Here is a 17,605-nt window from a genome sequence, read left to right on the forward strand (position 1 = left end):
CCAACTATGCGACGAGCTAATTGCAATGTCGGTAAGATTATAGGAACAACATCACTTCCAAGGACACACCATGTCATCCGCAGTCACGGCCAACCCGCCCTACCGCAACGCGCCGGGGGTACTTCATACGATCCTGCTCGCAGGGAGCGTCTCCCTATTCCTGGGTGCATTGCTCAGCGATGTCGCCTACTACAACACCCAGCAAATCCAGTGGAGTAATTTCGCTTCCTGGCTGATCGCCGGCGCCATGGTGTTCTGCGGGCTGGCGCTGGTGTTCGCGCTGGTGAACCTGGTCCGCGCCAAGCGCAAGGCAGGTCATCCCCTCTCCTACTTCCTGGCGCTGCTTCTCACCTTCGTGCTGGGCCTGGTCAACGCCTTCACGCATGCCAAGGACGCCTGGGCCGCCATGCCGGCCGGCCTGATCCTGTCGGTCATCGTCTTCGTCCTGATCCTGGTCTCGGCCTGGTTGGGCCTGGGTCCACGTTCCGGAGGTGCCGCATGAAACAGATCAGCACACTGACCATCCTTGGCGCGGCCCTGCTGCTGGGCGCCTGCTCCGAAAAAGGGGCCCCTACCCAGGACCGCGGCGCCGATCCCAAGCTTCCGGCGCCACAAGGCAGCCTGCTGCCGAGCATGAAGATCGCCGAGCCGACCGCCTGGGGCACGCAAAAGCCCACCGTGCCGGAAGGCTTCACAGTGTCCGCGATCGCCACCGACCTCGCGATCCCGCGCCAGACCCTGGTGCTGCCGAACGGCGACATCCTGGTGGCCGAAGGCCGTGGCGGCAGCGCCGCCAAGCTCAAGCCGAAGGATGTCATCGCCGGCTACATCAAGGCCAAGGGCAATACCAAGGTCAAGGGCGGCAACCGCCTGACCCTGCTGCGCGACGCCGACGGCGACGGCGTGTACGAACTCAAGACCGTGTTCGCGGAAAACCTGAATGCGCCTTATGGCCTGGCCTTTGCCGACAACAAGCTGTATGTGGCCAACCAGGATGAACTGGTCAGCTTCGACTACCAGGAAGGCCAGACCAAGGCCGCCGGCAAGCCGGCCAGCGTGGCCAAGCTGCCGTCGGCCATCAACCACCACTGGACCAAGGCGCTGACGATCAGCGCGGACGGGCGCTTCGCCTATGTCGGCATCGGCTCGAACAGCAACATCACCGAGCGCGGCATGGAAGCGGAAGTCGACCGCGCCATGGTGTGGCAGATCGACGTGAAGACCGGCGCCTATAAACCGTATGCCACCGGCCTGCGCAACCCGACGGCGCTGGCGATGCAGCCGGAGACCGGCACCCTGTATGCGGTCGTGAACGAGCGCGACGAACTGGGGCCGGACCTGGTGCCGGACTACCTGACCTCGGTGCGCGAAGGCGGCTTCTACGGCTGGCCGTACAGCTACTGGGGCCAGAACGCCGACCCGCGCGTCAAGCCGCAAGACCCGGCCAAGGTCGCCGCCGCCATCAAGCCCGACTACAGCCTGGGCTCGCACGTCGCCGCGCTGGGGCTGGATTTCTCGCGGCCGGCCATGGGTGACAAGTTCGCCAATGGGGTCTTCGTCGGCGAGCATGGCAGCTGGAACCGCCCGAATCCGGTCGGCTACAAGGTGATCTTCGTGCCCTTCGCGAATGGGAAACCGTCCGGCGAGCCGGTGGACTTCGCGACCGGCTTCCGGGATACCGAAGGCAAGACCCGTGGGCGGCCGGTGGGCGTGACAGTGGATCCACGCGGGGCGCTGATCATTGCCGATGACCTGGCCAATACGATCTGGCGCGTGGTGCGCACCAAGTAGTTATCAATAAAATAAGCGTTTAGGTACGACAACGCACGGAAGAGACTGGTAGCAAGGAGGATGATGGATTCATCGGGAGAGCAAACAGCACACCAGGTTTGCAGCTCCCCCACCAAAGTGGAAGGTCACATCATGTTATATACCATTGCTATCATTCTCCTCGTCCTGTGGCTGCTGGGTATGGTCACTTCCTTCGCCGCCGGCGGCCTGATCCACATCCTGCTGGTGGTTGCGATCGTCGTGATCCTGATCCGCGTGTTCAGCGGGCGAAAAGTGCTCTGACGAAGGCCAGTTCATAATTGAAAGGCCGGAACCCTGAGGGTTCCGGCCTTTTGTTTTGGTATTTGCACGTGGTGAGGGGCGTCGGCGGCTGCGACACCGCTAGCATCAGCCCGTCGTACCGGCGAAGGCCGGTACGACGGGGATGTGCGAGGATTTCAGGCCACGGGCTTGTGAGCCTCGAAATGCAAGCGGTCATACCACACGCCCCCCAGCTCGAAACTCCGGCGCGAGTGCCCGAACTGCACGAACCCGTTACGCAATAACACCCGCGCCGACGCCACATTATCAACCCGACAGTCCGCCTCGATCCGCACCAGCCCCAGCTTCCCGAACGCGATCTCCAGCATCTGCCGCACCGCCTCGCTCGCGTAGCCCTTGCCGCAGGCCGCCTGCCCGATCCGGTAGCCCAGCACCGCGCTGTGATAATGCGCCCGCTTCACCACACTCAAATTCACGCGCCCGGCGATCTCCCCTGCCCCGTCCAGCACCACATACTGGAAGCCCGTGCCCGCAAACACGTCCGCCATCGCCTGCCCCACCGCCAGCCCCACGCCCTCCAGCGAATAGTAAGACGCCGGCCGCGCATTGATCGTGGCTTCGAAAAACGCGCGATTCGCCAGCTCGAACCCAAGCAGCGCGGCGATGTGGCCGTGCGAAGGCGGTACCAGCGTGATCACATCTCCACCCACATCCGCAGCAGGTTGTGATAATGCCCGGTGATGCCGACGGTCGCCTCGTTCTCGCCGTGCGCGGCGCGCAGTTTCTGGATGTTGGTGTCGAGCTCGAACAGCATGGCGCGCTTGGCGTCGTCGCGCACCATGCTCTGGGTCCACAGGAAGGACGCGACCCGCTCGCCGCGCGTCACCGGCAGCACCTGGTGCAGGCTCCCCGATGGGTACACGATGGCGTCGCCGGCCGGCAGCTTGACCTCGTGGGTGCCGTAGGCATCGACCACCACCAGTTCGCCGCCGTCGTAGTCTTCGGGATCGCTCAAGAAAACAGTGGTCGACACGTCCGCCCGCACCGGCGGCAGGCCGCCGCGCTGGGCGCGCACGGCGCCGTCGATGTGCAGGCCGTAGTGCTCTCCCCCGCCGTAGGCGTTGAAGTAGGGCGCCAGCACGCGCAGCGGCAGCACGCTGGAGAAGAACAGCGGGTTCGCCATCAGGGCGGCGCTCACCTGCTGCCCCAGTTCCACCGCCAGCGGCGAGCCTTCCTTGAGCTGGCGGTTGCGCTTGACCTGGGCGCCTTGTGGGCCCACGCTCTCGCGGCCGTCCACCCATTCGGGCGCGCCTTCCATGCACGCGCGGATGCTTGCGACCTGTTCGCGCGTCAGCACACCGGGGATATGCAGCATCATGGTTCGTTTCCCTTCTCGACGAAAAAAACCCTCCTGATCATATCAGGAGGGTGAATCCGGTTGCCCGGCGGGGGTGGTACCCGGTGAATCAGAACTTGAGGTTGGCCATCAACGACGCCGAGCGGCCCGCGCCCACGCCCGCGTAGTGCGGCGAGGAGACGCGATCGAAGTAGAGCTTGTCGGTCAGGTTCTGGATGTTGAGCTGGAACGATACGCTCGGGTTGAGCGTATAGCTCGCCATCGCGTCGAAGCGCGTGTAGCTTGGCGAATACTTGGTGTTGTTCACGTTGGCGAACTGGCGATCCACGAAGTTGGCGCCGGCACCAAAAGTGAAAGCCTTGTTGAGCGCGTAGGTGCTCCACAGCGAGGCGCTGTGCTTCGGCGTGGTCGGGAAGGCGTTGCCATTGAACGGGGACGCGGTCCAGCGCGGCGCGGTTGCGGTGCCGGTGTTGACGAAGCCGTTGTCGGCGATCACGCCATGCAGGTAGGTGTAGCCACCGAACACGGTCCATGCGTTCGTGATGCGGCCCGACAGGCCGAACTCGACGCCTTCGAGCTCCTTGCGGCCCACGTTCTGGGTGCTGCCGTCCGGCGCGGTGACGCGGGCGTTGTCCATGTCGCTCTTGAACACGGCGGCGCTGGCCGACAGGCGCCCGCCCGGCAGCACTTCCCACTTGGTGCCCAGCTCGATGCTGCGGCTGGTCTGCGGCTGCAGGTTCTGGATCGCCACGGTGAGCGCGTCCAGGCCGTCGCCGCCGTCGTTGCCCGGCGGCGTCGCTGAAGTGGCCCACGAGACGTAGATGCTGCCGTTGGCTTTCGGCTTGTACACCAGGCCGGCCTGGTAGGTGTCGAACTTCGATTCCACGCGGGCACGGACGGTGGCGACGCTCCCCACCGCCGGGGTCACCAAGGTGCTCGAGAAATCGTCCCAGCGCGCGCCGATGTTCAGCAGCCACTGCGGGGTGAACTCGATGGTGTCGAAGCCGTACACGGCGCGGGTGCGGGTCTCGACCGTGGTGAGGGTTGGCGACTGGCTGCGGGTGGTGACCCACGGGTCGTTCGGGTTCGGGTTGACCAGGGTGGTGCAGTTGTACAGGGTGGCCGCGCCCGCGGTCGGGCAGGTGAAGGTGCCGGTGAGCGGGTTGTTGGTGCCCGGGCTGAACACGAAGCTGCCGCGGTCGGTGTCCTCGCGCGAGAACTCCACGCCCACGTTGAAGCTGTGCTTGATGCCGGCGGTATTCCAGTTGCCGCTCAAGCTGGTGGAGTTGGCCAGGGTCCTGGTGTCGACCACGCGGGTATTGGCGCGGCGCCACACGGTGCCGTACAGGACCGAGTTGCCCTTGGAGTCGTCGGGCTGGGTGTAGATGTAGTCCTGGCCGGTCTTGCCCCAGCGGGTCGCGTTGCGGATGGCCAGGTTCGGGCTGAACTCGTGGCGCAGGTCGACGGTGGCGACATCGGTCTGGGTGTCGCGGAAATCGCGGTTCTTCAGGCCGTAGAAGGCTTCGCGGTCGACGGTGAAGGGGGTGCCGCCGCCGTTTTTGGCGACATTCGCGCCGGTGGTGATCGGGTTGTTGAACGGGATGCCGGTGTCCGGGATCTCGCTGCTTTTCAGGTGGTAATAGCTCAGGATCGCGCTGGTCGGGCGGTTCAGGCCGAAGGTGATGCTCGGCGCGATGCCCCAGCGCTCGCCGCCCACCACGTCGCGTCCGGCCACGTCGTTGTTGTGCACCATCGTGTTGAGCCGGAAGGCGGTGTTCTCGCCGATCACGCGGTTGATGTCGGTGGTGACGCGCGCGTACTTGTCGGTGCCCAGGCCCGCCGTGGCGTTGCTGAAGTTGGTGTCGCGCGCGGTCTTGGTGACGATATTGATGCCGCCGCCGGCCGACGAGCGGCCGCCCAGCGCCGAATTCGGGCCCTTGACCACTTCGATCTGCTCGATCGCGAAGATTTCGCGCGACTGCGAGCCCGAATCGCGGATGCCGTCGATATAGGTGTCGGTCTGGGCGTTATAGCCGCGGATGAACAGGTTGTCGCCCACCGGGTTGCCGCCTTCGGAAGCGCCGATGGTGATGCCCGGCACGGTGCGCAGCGCATCGGTCAGCGACACGGCGCCGGTTTGCGAAATGGTTTCCGAAGTCACCACGGTGACTGATTTCGGGGTGTCGAGCAGCGGTGCGGTGAATTTGTCCGAAGCCGAGCGGACCGGACCCTGCACGGCGCGGTCGGGGCCGGCATTGATGACCACTTTCGGCAACTGGGCGCCTTCGGCCAGTTCCGGCGCGGCATCGGCAGCACCCGCGGCGTAGGCCATCGGCATGGCCAGCGAGGCCAGCACGGCCAGGGCCGGGGCCGACAGGGCGGGCGCGGAAGGACGTGCGTGTTTCTTGCTCTTGATGAAGGTGCTGCCTGGCTGCGCGGTGATCGTGGTCATATTCTTCTTGGTGGGGGGAAGGCCAGCTTGCTGCTGTCAATCTGAATTTTAATGAGAACGATTCGCATTATGGTTTCTATTCAGGTTTTTTGCAAGTCTCATCCATTCCCTCCTCCGCCAGGGCCGCCTTGTGCTCATGGCATGTGGCCGAATCAACTACAATACCGGCGATAAGGGTTTATCATGACCCTGATCCACTATTTGAACAAAGAGCCCCCAGCGCCATGCGTCGTCCTACCAAAGATTCAACTCCCAAACTCTCCGCCGAAAGCCAGCGCCTCGTCAGCATTGCGCAAGCCATCATGCAGGCCGCCAGCCGCGTCGAGGAAAGGACCTGGGAGCGCCAGCTGGATACGCAACTGCAAAAACTGCTCAAGACCAACCACCAGGACAGCATCGACAGCGCGCTGAACGCCCTCTTCAAGGACGATCTCGCCGCCTACGACGTGCTGATGGATGGCGTCGAGGCCGTGAGCGAATCTGCCACCATGGTGGAGCAGCAGGACGGCGCCGAAGTCACTTGGCAGGCGCTGCTGGTCGCCGCGCCGGTGCTGGCCTGGACCCGTTTCAATATCGCCTCTGGCACCATCCCGGCCGACGTGCTGACGACGCTGCAGGCGCACTTCTCGGCCCACCTGCTGGCCGACGGCACCCGCATCTCGATGGCGCCCACCCTGTATTCGATCGACCAGCTGCCGCGCACCCATGCCGAAACTTACGCGCTGACCCACAAGCTGGCCGCGGCCGCGCACAAGGGCGGCTCGGTGAAGCCGGCTGCGCGCGTGGAAGAAACCGCGCCCTTCCTGGCCGACACGCGTTACCTGCTGGTGGCCATCGTCGCCCCGGTCGGCGCGCCCATGTTCCGCTGGCAGGAACCGCAGCACCACATCCACTTCGCCGAAGAGCGCAACCGCGCCCTCGAGCAGTGGCGCGCGCAAGGCACCGCCAACATCGCGCGCATGATGCCGGGCTGCGGCGTCGAGCTGCTGCTGCCGGAAGCGTATTACGTGGCCTGCCGCGAAGCCGATAAGCTGATCCGCCCGATCTCGATCCGCGCCGCCGTCCACTACCTCACCCACACGCTGGGTGTGGAACCGTCCGACCTGCGCGCCGTCATCGCCGGCTTCGGCGAGGAATCGGCCGACATCCAGATCGACGAATACCGCGTGTCGTTCACGATGCGCCAGGACAGCGACGTGTTCTATGGCATCGTCTGGCCGCTGTACGGCCAGGAAGACGAAAACGGCACGCCGATGGAAGGCCCGTTCGCCACCGCGCCGGCGCCGCTCACGCCCATCAACGAGATCGTCGCCCACCTGAACGAAGCCGGCGTCGCGCACATCAAGCGCATCGGCGAGCGCTACCCGGCCGAATACTGCGACGACTGCGGCTCGCCGCTGTTCGCCGACCCGACCGGCGAACTGGTGCACGCTGAAATGCCGGAAGACACGCCGACCGGCACCGAGCACTTCCACTAAAGCGCCAACGCAGGCGATTGAACCGTCGTCCCGGCGGTTTAAACGCGGCCAGCGCGCCGGCCGCCCAACAAAAACGCCGGCGCGAGGCCGGCGTTTTCCATGGCGTTTCAGCTCGCTTTAGAAGCGGAAGTTGGCCGTGAGGCTGGCCGAACGCGGCGCGCCCGGGGTGTAGCGGTAGCCGCTCTTGTTGATGCTGGCGACATAGTGCTCGTCGGCGATGTTGTAGACGTTCAGGCGCAGGTCGACGTTCGGGCTGATGCGGTACGACGCCATCGCATCGAACACCCAGTACGATTCGGTGTACTTCGGCGTGCCGATGGCGCCGTCGGTACCGCGCTTGAGCTCGTCGCTGAAGCGGGCCCCGCCGCCAATCTTGAAGCTGCTGTTCACGTCATACGCCGTCCACAGCGTGAACGAGGACTTCGGCGTGTAGGTCAGGCTGTTCTCGCCGGAGGCCGTGATCATCCTGCCTTCGTCGACGCTGGTGTCCATGTACAGGTAGCCCGCGCTCACCAGCCAGTTGCTGGCCAGTGCGCCGGTCACGCCCAGCTCGACGCCCTGCACTTTCTTGCGGCCGGTCTGGTACCACTGCAGGTCCACCGGATCCTGTTCGACCTCGTTCTTCACTTCGGTACGGAACAAGGCTGCCGACAGCGCCAGCTTCTGGCGCAGCAAGTCGAGCTTGCCGCCGATCTCGGCGGTCGTCGATTCCTGCGGATCGTAGGACGGGTTCTGGGCGCTGTTGGCGTTGCCCGAGACGGCGAAGCTGGCGCCCGGCGGCTGCTTCGAGCTGGCCACCATCGCATACACGCTGCTGTCCTTGGTCGGCTTGTACAGGATCGACGCCTTGCCGTTGACCAGGGTCTTGCCGACATTGAAGCGGGTCGGGACCAGCACGTTATTGGTCAGCGCCACCACGTTGTAGGCGCCGCGGAAGCGGTCCACGCGCACGCCGCCATTGAAGATCCAGCGCTCGCCGAGCTTGATGGTGTCGAAGGCGTACAGGCTCTGGGTGTCGACCTCGCCCTCGTTGTAGGCGCCGGTGCGGGCCATGGTCTGGCCGGTGACAGGGTCGGCCGGGTTCGGACGGTACAGGTTGGCCGCCGGCATGGTGCCCAGGCCGGTGCGTCCATAGGTGACCTGGGTCTCGTTGACGAATTCCAGGCCGGTGACCAGGGTGTGCGACAGCGCACCGGTCTCGAAGTCGGCGGTGAGGGTGGTCTGGTTGGTCAGGATCTTGTTTTCCTGGTCCTTGACGGTACGGGTGCTGCGCGCCACGGTCCAGGTGGAAGGATCGGCTACCACCGGGGTGCGGAAGTTGGCGGCGCTTGTCAGCCAGGCCGTCAGCAGGTAGTCCTGCTTGGTGCGGCCATAGCGGCTGATGTTGGACAGGCGCAGGTTTGGGGCGAAGGCATGCTCGATGCGCGCAGTGGCCATGTCGGCCTTGATCTTGTCGTAGTCGCTGTTCGAACCGTAGAAATTCTTCGGGTCGACCGCCGCAGCGCCGGCCAGGAACGGACGGGAGGCGTCGGGGCTGGTGTAGCCGGGCAGGCCGATGGTCGGCACGCCGCCGTCGGGCACGTTGTCCTGGTCCACGTGCAGGTAGTCGACGTGCACGCGGGTCGGGCCGTTCAGGCCGAAGCCCAGGCTTGGCGCCACCGCCCAGCGCTGGTGATTCACCACGTCGCGGCCCGGGTTGCCGGCATCCTGCGCCATCACGTTCAGGCGCAGCGCGATGCCGCGCTCGGCGTTCAGTACCGTGTTCAGGTCGCCAGTGACGCGTTTTTGCGAGGCGCTGCCGCCGGTAAGCGCGGCCGATGCCGCCTGGCCCATGTGCGCTGTCTTGCTCACCAGGTTGACCGAGCCGGTCGGCGAACCGCGGCCGTTGTCGGTGCCCGCCGGGCCTTTCACGACATCGATTTGTTCGAGATTGAAAACGTCGCGCGAGATCGAGCCGACGTCGCGGGCGCCGTCCACGAAGATGCTGCCCGAGGTGTCGAAGCCGCGCATGAAGATCGCGTCGCCGGTATTGGTGTTGCCGTTCTCGCCCAGGAAGAAGGCGCCGACACCCGGGGTGTTGCGCAAGGCTTCGGTCAGGGTCAGGGCGCCCTGCTGCTCGAACAATTCCTTCTTGATGACCTGCACGGTCTGCGCGGTATCGACCAGCTTCTCGGTGTACTTCGGCGACGAGGCATGCTCGGCCTTGAATGCGTTTTCCGCCTTGCCGACAATCTCGACCTTCGACGCGGGAGGCGCGTCCCCTGCCGCGTTGTCCACCTCGTTCGCATGCGCTGCGAAGGGCAGCAGGACGGTGGCCAAGGCGGCGCCCATCAGTTGCGATTGCGTGTGTTTACGGCTTGTTATTGTTTTCATACGAAGCTGGTCCTTGATAGTCAGAAAGTTGGGGCAGGTCCTCAATGAAAATTATTGTAAAGAAAACCTTCAGACATGTAAACAAGAATCATTCTTATTCGCGTTAACATTCGCATTGACAATGCGGCCTGCTCACGCAGGGCGCGACGCGGCAGCCGGTAGCGGCAAGCCCGGCGTGGGAGGGGTTTTGAGGAGATGAAATGCGCGCGGCAACCGATGCTGCCGCCGCGCCGACGGCCTGCGAGCGCAGGCCGGATTGCCTTAGCGGCGGATGCTGGCGATAACTTTGGTGGCGAACTCGGCAGCGTTGCCGGCATGCCAGCGCCACACGATGACCAGGTCGTGATCGGGCGAAACGACGATGGTATTGTTGCCGGCGCCCAGGGCCGCATAGGCATTGCTTGGGAGCCCAGGCAAATTCTTGCCCTTGGTATTGAGCCACCACAGGTAACCGTAGTCCGGCCCGTTGGCGCTCGGGCTCAAGGCGGCCTTGACGTAGGACGGCGGCAGCAGCTGCTTGCCGTTCCACGCCCCGCCCTGCAGCCACAGGTAGCCGAAGCGCGCCATGTCCCAGGAGTTGATCCACATACCGCCGCCCCAGCGCGTGCCGCCGCTGACCGACGGCAGCTGCTTGCCGTTCAGTTCCACGTAACTGTTATGGTAGGGCACCCACTTCCAGCTGTTCGAAGCGCCGATCGGGTTCATCACCTGTTGCTGGAACACCTCCGGCACCGACTGGCCGAACACGTGGGTGAGCGACAGCGCGAAGCGGTTGATGCGCACGTCGTTGTATTCGTAGAAGCTGCCCGGTTTCTGCAGCGCGCGCGGCTTGCGCTGGCCCGCGCCGAAGGCCGCCTTGCCGATGAAGTCGGCGTTCTTGCCCCACATGCTGCCTTCCCACTCCGACTCCTGCTGCAGGTGCTGCTGCCAGGTGATGGCGGCATTCTGGGGCGAGGCGTAGCCGCCGTCGGTGACGCGCCTGCCAACCGGCTCGTCGACCGCGAAGCGGCCATCGCGCACGGCCACGCCGGCCACCGTGGCCAGGATGCTCTTGGCCACCGAATAGGTCGGGTCGACAAAGGCGGTATCGCCGAATTCAGCCACCACGTAACCCTTGTAGATCACCAGCCCGTTGGTGCGCGCGCGCTGGGTCGGCATCGAGCCCAGGCGGCTGCCGAAGGTGGCTTCCTGGTCCGAGAAATCGACCGCGCGGGTGGTTTCGCGCGACTGGGCGAACTGCACGGCGGCGCTCAGGGCCGCAGGGTCGAGGCCAAGTTCGGCGGGCGACTTGCGGGCCCAGTCGCCTTGCGGCGGGAAGTAGGTGGCAGGCTGGGCGGCGATGGCGGCCGCCGGCGCCAGGATGGACAGGCACAGGGCCAGCACGCTGCGGCGCGAAACAAGGGTCATGGAGTGGTCCACTGTGAATACGGCAAACGGATCAGGCTGGAGTTGTAGTAGCGCTTCTCGCCGGTGACTTCCTGGCCGATCCAGTCGGGCTTCTGGAAGGCGGCATCTTCGGACGGCAGCTCGATCTCGGCCACCACCAGGCCCGCGTTCTCGCCCAGGAATTCATCGACTTCCCAAATAAAGCCGGCGTGCTCGATGCGGCGGCGGTATTTCTCGACCAGCGGACGCTCGCACAGGCCGTCCAGCAGTTCCTCGGCCTCCTGCAGCGGGATCGGGTATTCCCATTCGCCGCGGGTGGCCCCGGTGTTCTTGCCCTTGATGGTGAGCACGCCGGCGCCGCCCTCGATGCGCACGCGCACCGTGCGCGCCGGGTCGGCGTTCAGGTAGCCCTGGCGCAGCAGGACCGGCGCGCCGAGCGCGCGCCAGCCCTCGCCTGCCAGCAGGAATTTACGCTCGATCTCGACGCCCACCTGCGCGCCTCAATCGAGCGACTGCAGGATCGGCTGCAGGATCGCCGCGCCCAGCGCCGCGCTCCTCGCACCATTCCAGCCGGCGTGCGGGTCGGGCAGGTTGGCGTTGTCCTTGAACGGCATTTCCAGGGTCAGCGCCAGGCACTTGAAGGTGTGCCCGATGTACTTCGAGGCCAGGGTCAGCAGTTCTTCGTTGTACTTGCTGGCCGCGTAGCCGTAGACGTTCTGGAAGTCCGGGCTGGCCGCCATGTACTGCGCAATGAAGGCGCCCTGGCGGGCCTGGCGCTGCGGCGTGAAGTCGGCCAGCATCTCGTTGCCGGCCACGAAGTTGTAGGGCAGCGCTTCATCGCCGTGGATGTCGAAGAACATGTCGACGCCGGTCTCGTGGATCTTTTCCTTCACGCACAGCACTTCCGGGCTGCGCTCGGGCGACGGCGTCATCCACTCGCGGTTCAGGTTGGCGCCGGCCGCGTTGGTGCGCAGGTTGCCGCGCACCGAGCCGTCCGGATTCATGTTCGGCACGATGTAGAACACCGCGCGGTTCAAGAGCTTGCGCGCGACCGGGTTGGCGCTGTCGAGCAGCGCATCCATCATGCCCTCGACGAACCACTCAGCCATGGTCTCGCCCGGGTGCTGGCGGGCGATCACCCAGATTTTCTTTTCCGCCTGCGGGTTGCCAATCACGACCAGGTTCATGTCGCGGCCGTCGACCGTGCTGCCGATGTCGTGCACGCGCGCGATCGGGTTCTCGGCCACTTCGCCCAGCAGGCGCAGGTGGCGCTCCCAGGTGTAGGGCTCGAAGTAGGCGTAGTAGATGCTGTCGAGTTCAGGCGTGTGGGTCACCGTCATGACCTGGCCATCGAAGCTGGTCGGCACGCGGAACCAGTTCTCGGTATCGTAGCTGGCGGCGACCTGGTAGTCCTCGAAGCCCTTCGGGTAGGTGGCCTGCCCGGCGTTGAGGAAGCGGATGGTGCAGGCTCGGCCGCGCGCGCCCTGCAGGCGGAAATGGAACCATTGGTGGATGTCGGCGTGCGAATCCTTGCGCAGGTTCAGGTCGATCTGCTTGGGGCTGCTCGCGGCGACCACGTCGATGGCGCCGGAATCGAAGCACTGGCTGATTTTGATGGGCATGGCGGATCCTTGTTGGCCGGTCAGGAAAAAAATGGTCCGGACCAGGCCCTGCCCGCCCCGGCATTGCGCGCTTGCTTATTCTGCGTCGAGGTCGATCAGGTCCTTGGCGTACATGGCCATGACCTGGCGCATCAGCTCCACATTGCTGCGGTCGAGGACGACGGTCAGGTCCTCTTTGCTGTCGAGGGCAAAGCTCATGCGGATCGCGCCCTTGAGTTCCTTGCACTTCACGTATTCGGCGCGCGGGGTGTAGGGATTGTCCCAATCCTGCTGGGTGATCTCCGGTGGGGCCGGCGGGGCCTGCAGCTGCGGATCGCGGTTGACCGGCAGGTGGCGCAGCAGCCAGAACACGATGAAGGCCGGGACGTAGATGCACAGGTCGCTGGCGCCCTGGTTGGAAAACTTGACCAGCAACAGGTTACCGACCCGGTCGCACGACATGGACAAGCTCTTGACTTGACGAATTACCGCTGGTTTCACGACGATGATCCTAGGGAAAAAAGGTTGAAAAAGGCGCAGCGATTCTACCGCATCCCACCGCCCAGTTGTACGGTATCAAAAACAAAACGGGAAGCCCAAGGCTTCCCGTGCATACACGCAACGGCGCCTCCCGGCCTGCAGGAGGCGCTATTCGACGATGCCAGTGGCTTGCCGTGGCGGCCCGCCCTGGCGGATTACTCCTTGGCGCCGCGCTCGGTCTTGCTCGATGCGCGCGATGGGCCGCCCGACCCTGCGCTGGCGGACTGGCGGTTACCGTGGCTCATGCTGCCGGCCCGGCGGGCTTCTTCCGACGTGAATTCGTGGGCGGTACCCTTGGCGTGGGCGGCCTTGCCGCCCTGGCTGGCGATTTCACGCTGGCGTGCAGGATCCATCGAGGCAAAGCCCCGGTTGCGGGTGCCGCTGCTCTGGCTGTTTCCGCCCTGGGCGTTGCTTTGTTTATTCCCTTGATTGCTTGAGGCCATGATCATCTTCTCCCTTGTACCCTTGTGAACCACCGCGTCCTGCGGCAGGCTGCTACCAATCACCCTCGATGCCCGATGAGTGACCTGCAAAGGCATAGTAGGTAGCGCTGTTGAATGCCGGTATAGGACGCTATCAGATGACTTTGTAGGACTTCACGCGACAGAAAATGCACTTACGAAATTTTACTTCCGGTAGTCAATAAAACTTGCTGGAACCCGTCCTACACGCGCTCCCTACGTCTTCCTATACTGGGTACTGCAGGGCGCACGCATCATGGCAATATCAGGCGGTGCTTGCGCCGCTGTCCCGTACCAGCATGTGAGAGGAGTCGATCATGGATGCGAACCAACGCAGCGAAGTCAACAACCAGAACAATAACGGCGCGAACGAAAAAGGCAGGCCCGGCGCGCAGGGCATCACCGGCAGCGGCCCGCTGGACCATACCTATCCGAAAGGGGCCGGCTCGCAGCAGGCCGGCCGTGGCGAGGATGGCCTGCAGGGGGCGCAGGATCCGTCGCGCATGGGCCGGCAGCAGGTGGCGGCGGAAGACGGCGGCCAGGCCGGGATGGAAGCGGGCCTGGCGCATCCGGTCGGGTCCGACCTGCCGGGTGGCTCGATGCAGAGCCAGCAGACCGGCGGTTCCGGGCCGCAGCAGGGCATCACCGACAGCCACCAGCGCCAGATGGAACAGCATTCCGGCGCCTGGGGCCTGCTGGAGCAGCCGGTCGGCCGCCGCGACCGCCACTCCGGCACCGACGTCCATACGCTCCCGCCCAGCCAGCAGGGTAATAGCCAGGCTGCAAGGACGCTGAACCCGCAGGATCCGCGCCACCCTGAACTGCAAGCCGCCGAGGGCAACCGGCAACGCCTTGCGCCCGACGGCCAGGGTACCGGCATGGCCATCGGCCCCACCAGCAAACAGGAGAAACCATGAACGAACAGAAAAGTACCGACCGCAGCGGCTCGCAGACCGACCCGGCCGCGCGCGACACCGGCAGCCAGGACATCCACCAGTCGAACGACGTGGCCGGCGGCCTGCCGCGCAGCCCGGGCGGCAGCGGCCCGCGCTCCGAAGGCCAGGAGTGGACGCCGGGTCAAAGCGTGAAGGACGACAAGAACCCGGTGCACGAATCGAATGACGTGGCGGGTGGATTGCCGAAGAGCCCGGCCGGCGCGAACAAGCTGGCGGGGGACCGCAAGATGGATGACGATACCGGCTTCTCGCGCGGGTAGCTGCAATGAATGACACCTAGGGCGGGCGGGTCTTCCCGCCCGCGCGTTCACATCCCGTATGAATTGACGCGCCGCGATCGTGCCGATGTTGCTTGAACGCGCGGCCGGCAAAGCCGGCCAACCTACTTGATCCATCTCCAAGCCGCAGCACCTCAACGGAACCCATCCGTTCCCGCCCTACTCCAACCGCACTGAACACGGCCGTTTTCCGCACTTCGCGGAGACGCCGTTGCAGAAGCGGAGGCGGGTATGCCAGCAACTACGGATGAGGCAAAGCTCTTGGTATCGGTGGTGGTGCCGGCCTGTGGCCGCATGGATCTGCTCGACCGCAGCCTGGACGCGCTGGTGCGCCAGCATCTGGAACCGCAGCAGTTCGAGATCATCGTCGTCGACGACGAGCCCAACCACAATACCCTGCACCTGGTGGCCGGCTGGCGCACCCGCACACTGGAACGCGGGCCGCGCCTGTCCTACGTCGCCAACCCGGGGCCGAGCGGCCCGGCCTCGGCCCGCAACCGCGGCTGGCGCGCGGCGCGCGCTCCCATCGTCGCCTTCACCAGCGACGACGCCGTGCCCGAACCAGGCTGGCTGGCGGCCGGCCTGGCGGCCTTCCGCGACGATACCGACGTGGTGTGCGGCCCCATCCTCACGCCGGTCCCGGCCCGCCCTACCGAGCACCAGCGCAGCGCGCGCGGGCACGAGGCGGCCGACTTCACCAGCGCCAACTGTTTCTTCCGCAAGCCGGTGCTGGAGCGGCTCGACGGCTTCGACGAGCGCTTCAGCGTGCCGCGCGGCACCGACGCCGACATGCACTTCCGGCTGCTCGAACACGGCGTGCCCATCGCCAGGGCGCCGCAGGCGCTGGTGGTGCACCCGGTGCGGCCGGCGCCCTGGGGCGCCAGCCTGCTGCAGATCCGCCACGCCGTGTTCGACGCGCTCCTGTACAAGAAGCATCCGGCCCTGTACCGGCAAAAGGTCGAGCCCCATCCGCGCCGCGACCACTACCTGATCGTCGGCGTGCTGCTGCTCACGCTGGCGGCGCTGCTCGCTGGCCAGCCCATCGTGGCCGGCCTGGGATGCGCCGCCTGGCTGCTGCTCACGGCGCGCCTGTGCGCGCACCGGCTGCGCGGCGCCGCCCACACCCCCGCGCACGTGGCCGACATGGTCGTCACCTCGGCCCTGCTGCCGCCGCTCACCGTGTTCTGGCGCCTGGCCGGGGCGGTGCGCTACCGCGTCCGCTTCGCGTAAAACGCCCATGTGCATCGCCACCCAGGAGCGGCCATGAAACTCGACCAGGCAGCCGGCGCCGGCCCCTTCCCGCCCGCGCCCGGGGCGGCCGCGGGCGCGCCTGGCCTGGCCGCCATCGGCGCGTCCCGCATCGTGCGCACCGGCGGCCGGCACCGCCGCATCGCCATCATCAGCGACCACGCATCGCCGCTGGCCGCGCCCGGCTACGGCGACAGCGGCGGCCAGAACGTCTACGTGGCCCAGCTCGCCCGCGAACTGGCGCGCGCCGGGCACCTGGTCGACGTCTTCACGCGCCGCGACGCGCCCGAGCAGCGCCAGGTCCTGCCCTGGATCGACCGCATCCGCGTCATCCACGTGCCGGCCGGGCCGCCGTGCTACGTGCCGCGCGAGGACATGCTCCCTTACGTCGACGATTTCGCCCGCTTCGTCGCGCGCTTCGCGCGGCGCCAGTGCGCCCCCTACGATATCGCGCACGCCAATTTCTTCACCTCCGGCATGGTGGCCCGGCACCTGAAGGGCGCGCTGGGCCTGCCCTTCGTGCTCACCTTCCACGCGCTGGGCCGGGTGCGCCGGCTGGCGCAGGGCGCGGCCGACACCTTCCCCATCGCCCGCATGCGCATCGAAGCCTCCCTCATGCGCGCGGCCGACCGCATCATTGCCGAATGCCCGCAAGACCGCTACGACATGGAACGCCTGTATGGGGCGCCGCTGTCGCGCATCGCCATCGCGCCCTGCGGCTTCGCCCCCGACGAACTATGGCCGGTGCCGATGCGCGAGGCGCGCGCCCGCATCGGCGTCCAGCACGCCCGCTTCGTCGTGCTCCAGCTCGGCCGCATGGCGCCGCGCAAGGGAGTCGACACCGTCATCCAGGGCGTGGCCGTGCTGCGCCACCGCCATGGCGTCGACGCCCAGCTGCTGGTGGTGGGCGGCGACGCCAGCGGCACGGTGCCGAACGACGGCCTTGAGCTGGCGCGGCTGCGCAGCGTGGCGGCCGACCTTGGCGTGGGCGCGCACGTGCGCTTCACCGGCCAGCAGCCGCGCGCCGTGCTGCGCGACTACTACAGCGCCGCCAACGTGTTCGCCAGCACGCCGTGGTACGAGCCCTTCGGCATCACGCCGGTCGAGGCCATGGCCTGCGCCCGGCCCGTCGTCGGCGCCGAAGTGGGCGGCATCAAGAGCACCGTCCACGACAGCGTCACCGGCTTCCTGATCCCGTCGCGCGACCCGGAAGCGCTGGCCGAGCGCCTCGCACGCCTGCACCGCCACCCGGAACTGGCGCGCGCCATGGGCGAGGCCGGGCGCCGCCGCGCCTGCGAACACTTTACGTGGCGCCAGGTCGCCACGCAGCTGGCCGCCATCTACGCCGACGTCCTGAACGCGGCCCCGGCCGCGCCCCACCCCGTCGTCGTTTCCACCTGAGGAGCCCATGCGCACCGCCATC

Annotated in this window: 17 protein-coding genes; 8 read left to right on the plus strand and 9 right to left on the minus strand. The window is 66.2% G+C overall.

The genetic code is table 11. The features are described from left to right. The first annotated feature begins 70 nt into the window (after positions 1-70). The 3 genes from BM031_RS12485 to BM031_RS12495 all read left to right on the plus strand — a co-directional run bounded on the left by BM031_RS12485 (position 71) and on the right by BM031_RS12495 (position 2,073). Positions 71-502, plus strand: a complete 432-nt coding sequence (locus BM031_RS12485) for a DUF2231 domain-containing protein (RefSeq protein WP_091874903.1) — start codon at positions 71-73, stop codon at positions 500-502. After that, positions 499-1,791 carry a PQQ-dependent sugar dehydrogenase gene (locus tag BM031_RS12490; RefSeq protein WP_091874904.1) on the plus strand — a complete coding sequence of 431 codons (1,293 nt, stop codon included), beginning with the start codon at positions 499-501 and terminating at the stop codon, positions 1,789-1,791. The genes BM031_RS12485 and BM031_RS12490 overlap by 4 nt, the downstream gene beginning before the upstream one ends. Before the next feature lie 132 nt (positions 1,792-1,923). Next, a complete protein-coding gene (locus tag BM031_RS12495; RefSeq protein ID WP_143084579.1) occupies positions 1,924-2,073 on the plus strand; it encodes a lmo0937 family membrane protein in 150 nt (49 codons plus the stop codon). A gap of 155 nt (positions 2,074-2,228) precedes the next feature. Here BM031_RS12495 and BM031_RS12500 read toward each other — a convergent pair whose 3' ends face one another. From BM031_RS12500 to BM031_RS12510, 3 genes are all read right to left on the minus strand, one after another. Further along, positions 2,229-2,750, minus strand: coding sequence for a GNAT family N-acetyltransferase (locus BM031_RS12500; protein WP_091874906.1), 522 nt, complete (start codon positions 2,748-2,750; stop codon positions 2,229-2,231). Beyond that, a complete protein-coding gene (locus tag BM031_RS12505; RefSeq protein WP_091874907.1) occupies positions 2,747-3,430 on the minus strand; it encodes a Fe2+-dependent dioxygenase in 684 nt (227 codons plus the stop codon). The genes BM031_RS12500 and BM031_RS12505 overlap by 4 nt, the downstream gene beginning before the upstream one ends. Positions 3,431-3,518: 88 nt before the next feature. After that, entirely contained in the window at positions 3,519-5,861 is a 2,343-nt protein-coding gene (locus tag BM031_RS12510) for a TonB-dependent receptor (protein WP_177207743.1), read from the minus strand. Between the two features lie 224 nt (positions 5,862-6,085). On the opposite strand from BM031_RS12510, the gene BM031_RS12515 reads away from it, so the two are divergent. Next, positions 6,086-7,339: a DUF2863 family protein gene (locus BM031_RS12515; protein ID WP_091874908.1), complete on the plus strand. Its 1,254-nt coding sequence runs from the start codon at positions 6,086-6,088 to the stop codon at positions 7,337-7,339. A 117-nt stretch (positions 7,340-7,456) separates the two neighbouring features. Here the strand turns inward: BM031_RS12515 and BM031_RS12520 are convergent, their stop codons facing one another. The 6 genes from BM031_RS12520 to BM031_RS12545 form a co-directional block, all read right to left on the minus strand. Further along, positions 7,457-9,712: a catecholate siderophore receptor Fiu gene (locus BM031_RS12520; protein ID WP_091874909.1), complete on the minus strand. Its 2,256-nt coding sequence runs from the start codon at positions 9,710-9,712 to the stop codon at positions 7,457-7,459. Positions 9,713-9,973: 261 nt separating this feature from the next. Beyond that, positions 9,974-11,119 (minus strand): serine hydrolase domain-containing protein, encoded by a 1,146-nt coding sequence (locus BM031_RS12525; RefSeq protein WP_091874910.1) that lies wholly within the window; start codon positions 11,117-11,119, stop codon positions 9,974-9,976. Beyond that, positions 11,116-11,589 (minus strand): CYTH domain-containing protein, encoded by a 474-nt coding sequence (locus BM031_RS12530; protein WP_091874911.1) that lies wholly within the window; start codon positions 11,587-11,589, stop codon positions 11,116-11,118. Before BM031_RS12530 ends, BM031_RS12525 begins: the two co-directional genes overlap by 4 nt. Positions 11,590-11,598: 9 nt before the next feature. Next, positions 11,599-12,720 carry a M14 family metallopeptidase gene (locus tag BM031_RS12535; protein WP_091874912.1) on the minus strand — a complete coding sequence of 374 codons (1,122 nt, stop codon included), beginning with the start codon at positions 12,718-12,720 and terminating at the stop codon, positions 11,599-11,601. Between the two features lie 75 nt (positions 12,721-12,795). Beyond that, the gene (locus tag BM031_RS12540) at positions 12,796-13,161 is read right to left on the minus strand and encodes a hypothetical protein (protein WP_091874913.1); all 366 of its coding nucleotides are present in this window, start codon (positions 13,159-13,161) and stop codon (positions 12,796-12,798) included. Between the two features lie 233 nt (positions 13,162-13,394). Continuing rightward, positions 13,395-13,682 (minus strand): KGG domain-containing protein, encoded by a 288-nt coding sequence (locus BM031_RS12545; protein ID WP_091874991.1) that lies wholly within the window; start codon positions 13,680-13,682, stop codon positions 13,395-13,397. Between the two features lie 335 nt (positions 13,683-14,017). On the opposite strand from BM031_RS12545, the gene BM031_RS12550 reads away from it, so the two are divergent. From BM031_RS12550 to BM031_RS12565, 4 genes are all read left to right on the plus strand, one after another. Next, complete coding sequence (locus BM031_RS12550; protein ID WP_091874914.1) at positions 14,018-14,617, plus strand: hypothetical protein; 600 nt, start codon at positions 14,018-14,020, stop codon at positions 14,615-14,617. After that, on the plus strand, positions 14,614-14,916 hold the full coding sequence (locus BM031_RS12555) for a hypothetical protein (protein WP_091874915.1): 303 nt from the start codon (positions 14,614-14,616) through the stop codon (positions 14,914-14,916). Before BM031_RS12550 ends, BM031_RS12555 begins: the two co-directional genes overlap by 4 nt. Before the next feature lie 249 nt (positions 14,917-15,165). Continuing rightward, positions 15,166-16,164 (plus strand): glycosyltransferase family 2 protein, encoded by a 999-nt coding sequence (locus tag BM031_RS12560; RefSeq protein WP_091874916.1) that lies wholly within the window; start codon positions 15,166-15,168, stop codon positions 16,162-16,164. A gap of 33 nt (positions 16,165-16,197) precedes the next feature. Then, positions 16,198-17,583 carry a glycosyltransferase gene (locus BM031_RS12565; protein WP_091874917.1) on the plus strand — a complete coding sequence of 462 codons (1,386 nt, stop codon included), beginning with the start codon at positions 16,198-16,200 and terminating at the stop codon, positions 17,581-17,583. Positions 17,584-17,605: the final 22 nt, after the last annotated feature.

Source organism: Massilia yuzhufengensis (assembly GCF_900112225.1).
In the GTDB taxonomy this organism is placed as follows: domain Bacteria; phylum Pseudomonadota; class Gammaproteobacteria; order Burkholderiales; family Burkholderiaceae_D; genus Telluria; species Telluria yuzhufengensis.

Coding starts and splice junctions, on each gene's coding strand:
- BM031_RS12515 (WP_091874908.1), top strand. CDS start 6,086: ATGCGTCGTCCTACCAAAGATTCAACTCCCAAACTCTCCGCCGAAAGC.
- BM031_RS12485 (WP_091874903.1), top strand. CDS start 71: ATGTCATCCGCAGTCACGGCCAACCCGCCCTACCGCAACGCGCCGGGG.
- BM031_RS12495 (WP_143084579.1), top strand. CDS start 1,924: ATGTTATATACCATTGCTATCATTCTCCTCGTCCTGTGGCTGCTGGGT.
- BM031_RS12545 (WP_091874991.1), bottom strand. CDS start 13,682: ATGGCCTCAAGCAATCAAGGGAATAAACAAAGCAACGCCCAGGGCGGA.
- BM031_RS12540 (WP_091874913.1), bottom strand. CDS start 13,161: ATGTCGTGCGACCGGGTCGGTAACCTGTTGCTGGTCAAGTTTTCCAAC.
- BM031_RS12555 (WP_091874915.1), top strand. CDS start 14,614: ATGAACGAACAGAAAAGTACCGACCGCAGCGGCTCGCAGACCGACCCG.
- BM031_RS12525 (WP_091874910.1), bottom strand. CDS start 11,119: ATGACCCTTGTTTCGCGCCGCAGCGTGCTGGCCCTGTGCCTGTCCATC.
- BM031_RS12505 (WP_091874907.1), bottom strand. CDS start 3,430: ATGATGCTGCATATCCCCGGTGTGCTGACGCGCGAACAGGTCGCAAGC.
- BM031_RS12535 (WP_091874912.1), bottom strand. CDS start 12,720: ATGCCCATCAAAATCAGCCAGTGCTTCGATTCCGGCGCCATCGACGTG.
- BM031_RS12490 (WP_091874904.1), top strand. CDS start 499: ATGAAACAGATCAGCACACTGACCATCCTTGGCGCGGCCCTGCTGCTG.
- BM031_RS12560 (WP_091874916.1), top strand. CDS start 15,166: ATGCCAGCAACTACGGATGAGGCAAAGCTCTTGGTATCGGTGGTGGTG.
- BM031_RS12565 (WP_091874917.1), top strand. CDS start 16,198: ATGAAACTCGACCAGGCAGCCGGCGCCGGCCCCTTCCCGCCCGCGCCC.
- BM031_RS12510 (WP_177207743.1), bottom strand. CDS start 5,861: ATGACCACGATCACCGCGCAGCCAGGCAGCACCTTCATCAAGAGCAAG.
- BM031_RS12550 (WP_091874914.1), top strand. CDS start 14,018: ATGGATGCGAACCAACGCAGCGAAGTCAACAACCAGAACAATAACGGC.
- BM031_RS12520 (WP_091874909.1), bottom strand. CDS start 9,712: ATGAAAACAATAACAAGCCGTAAACACACGCAATCGCAACTGATGGGC.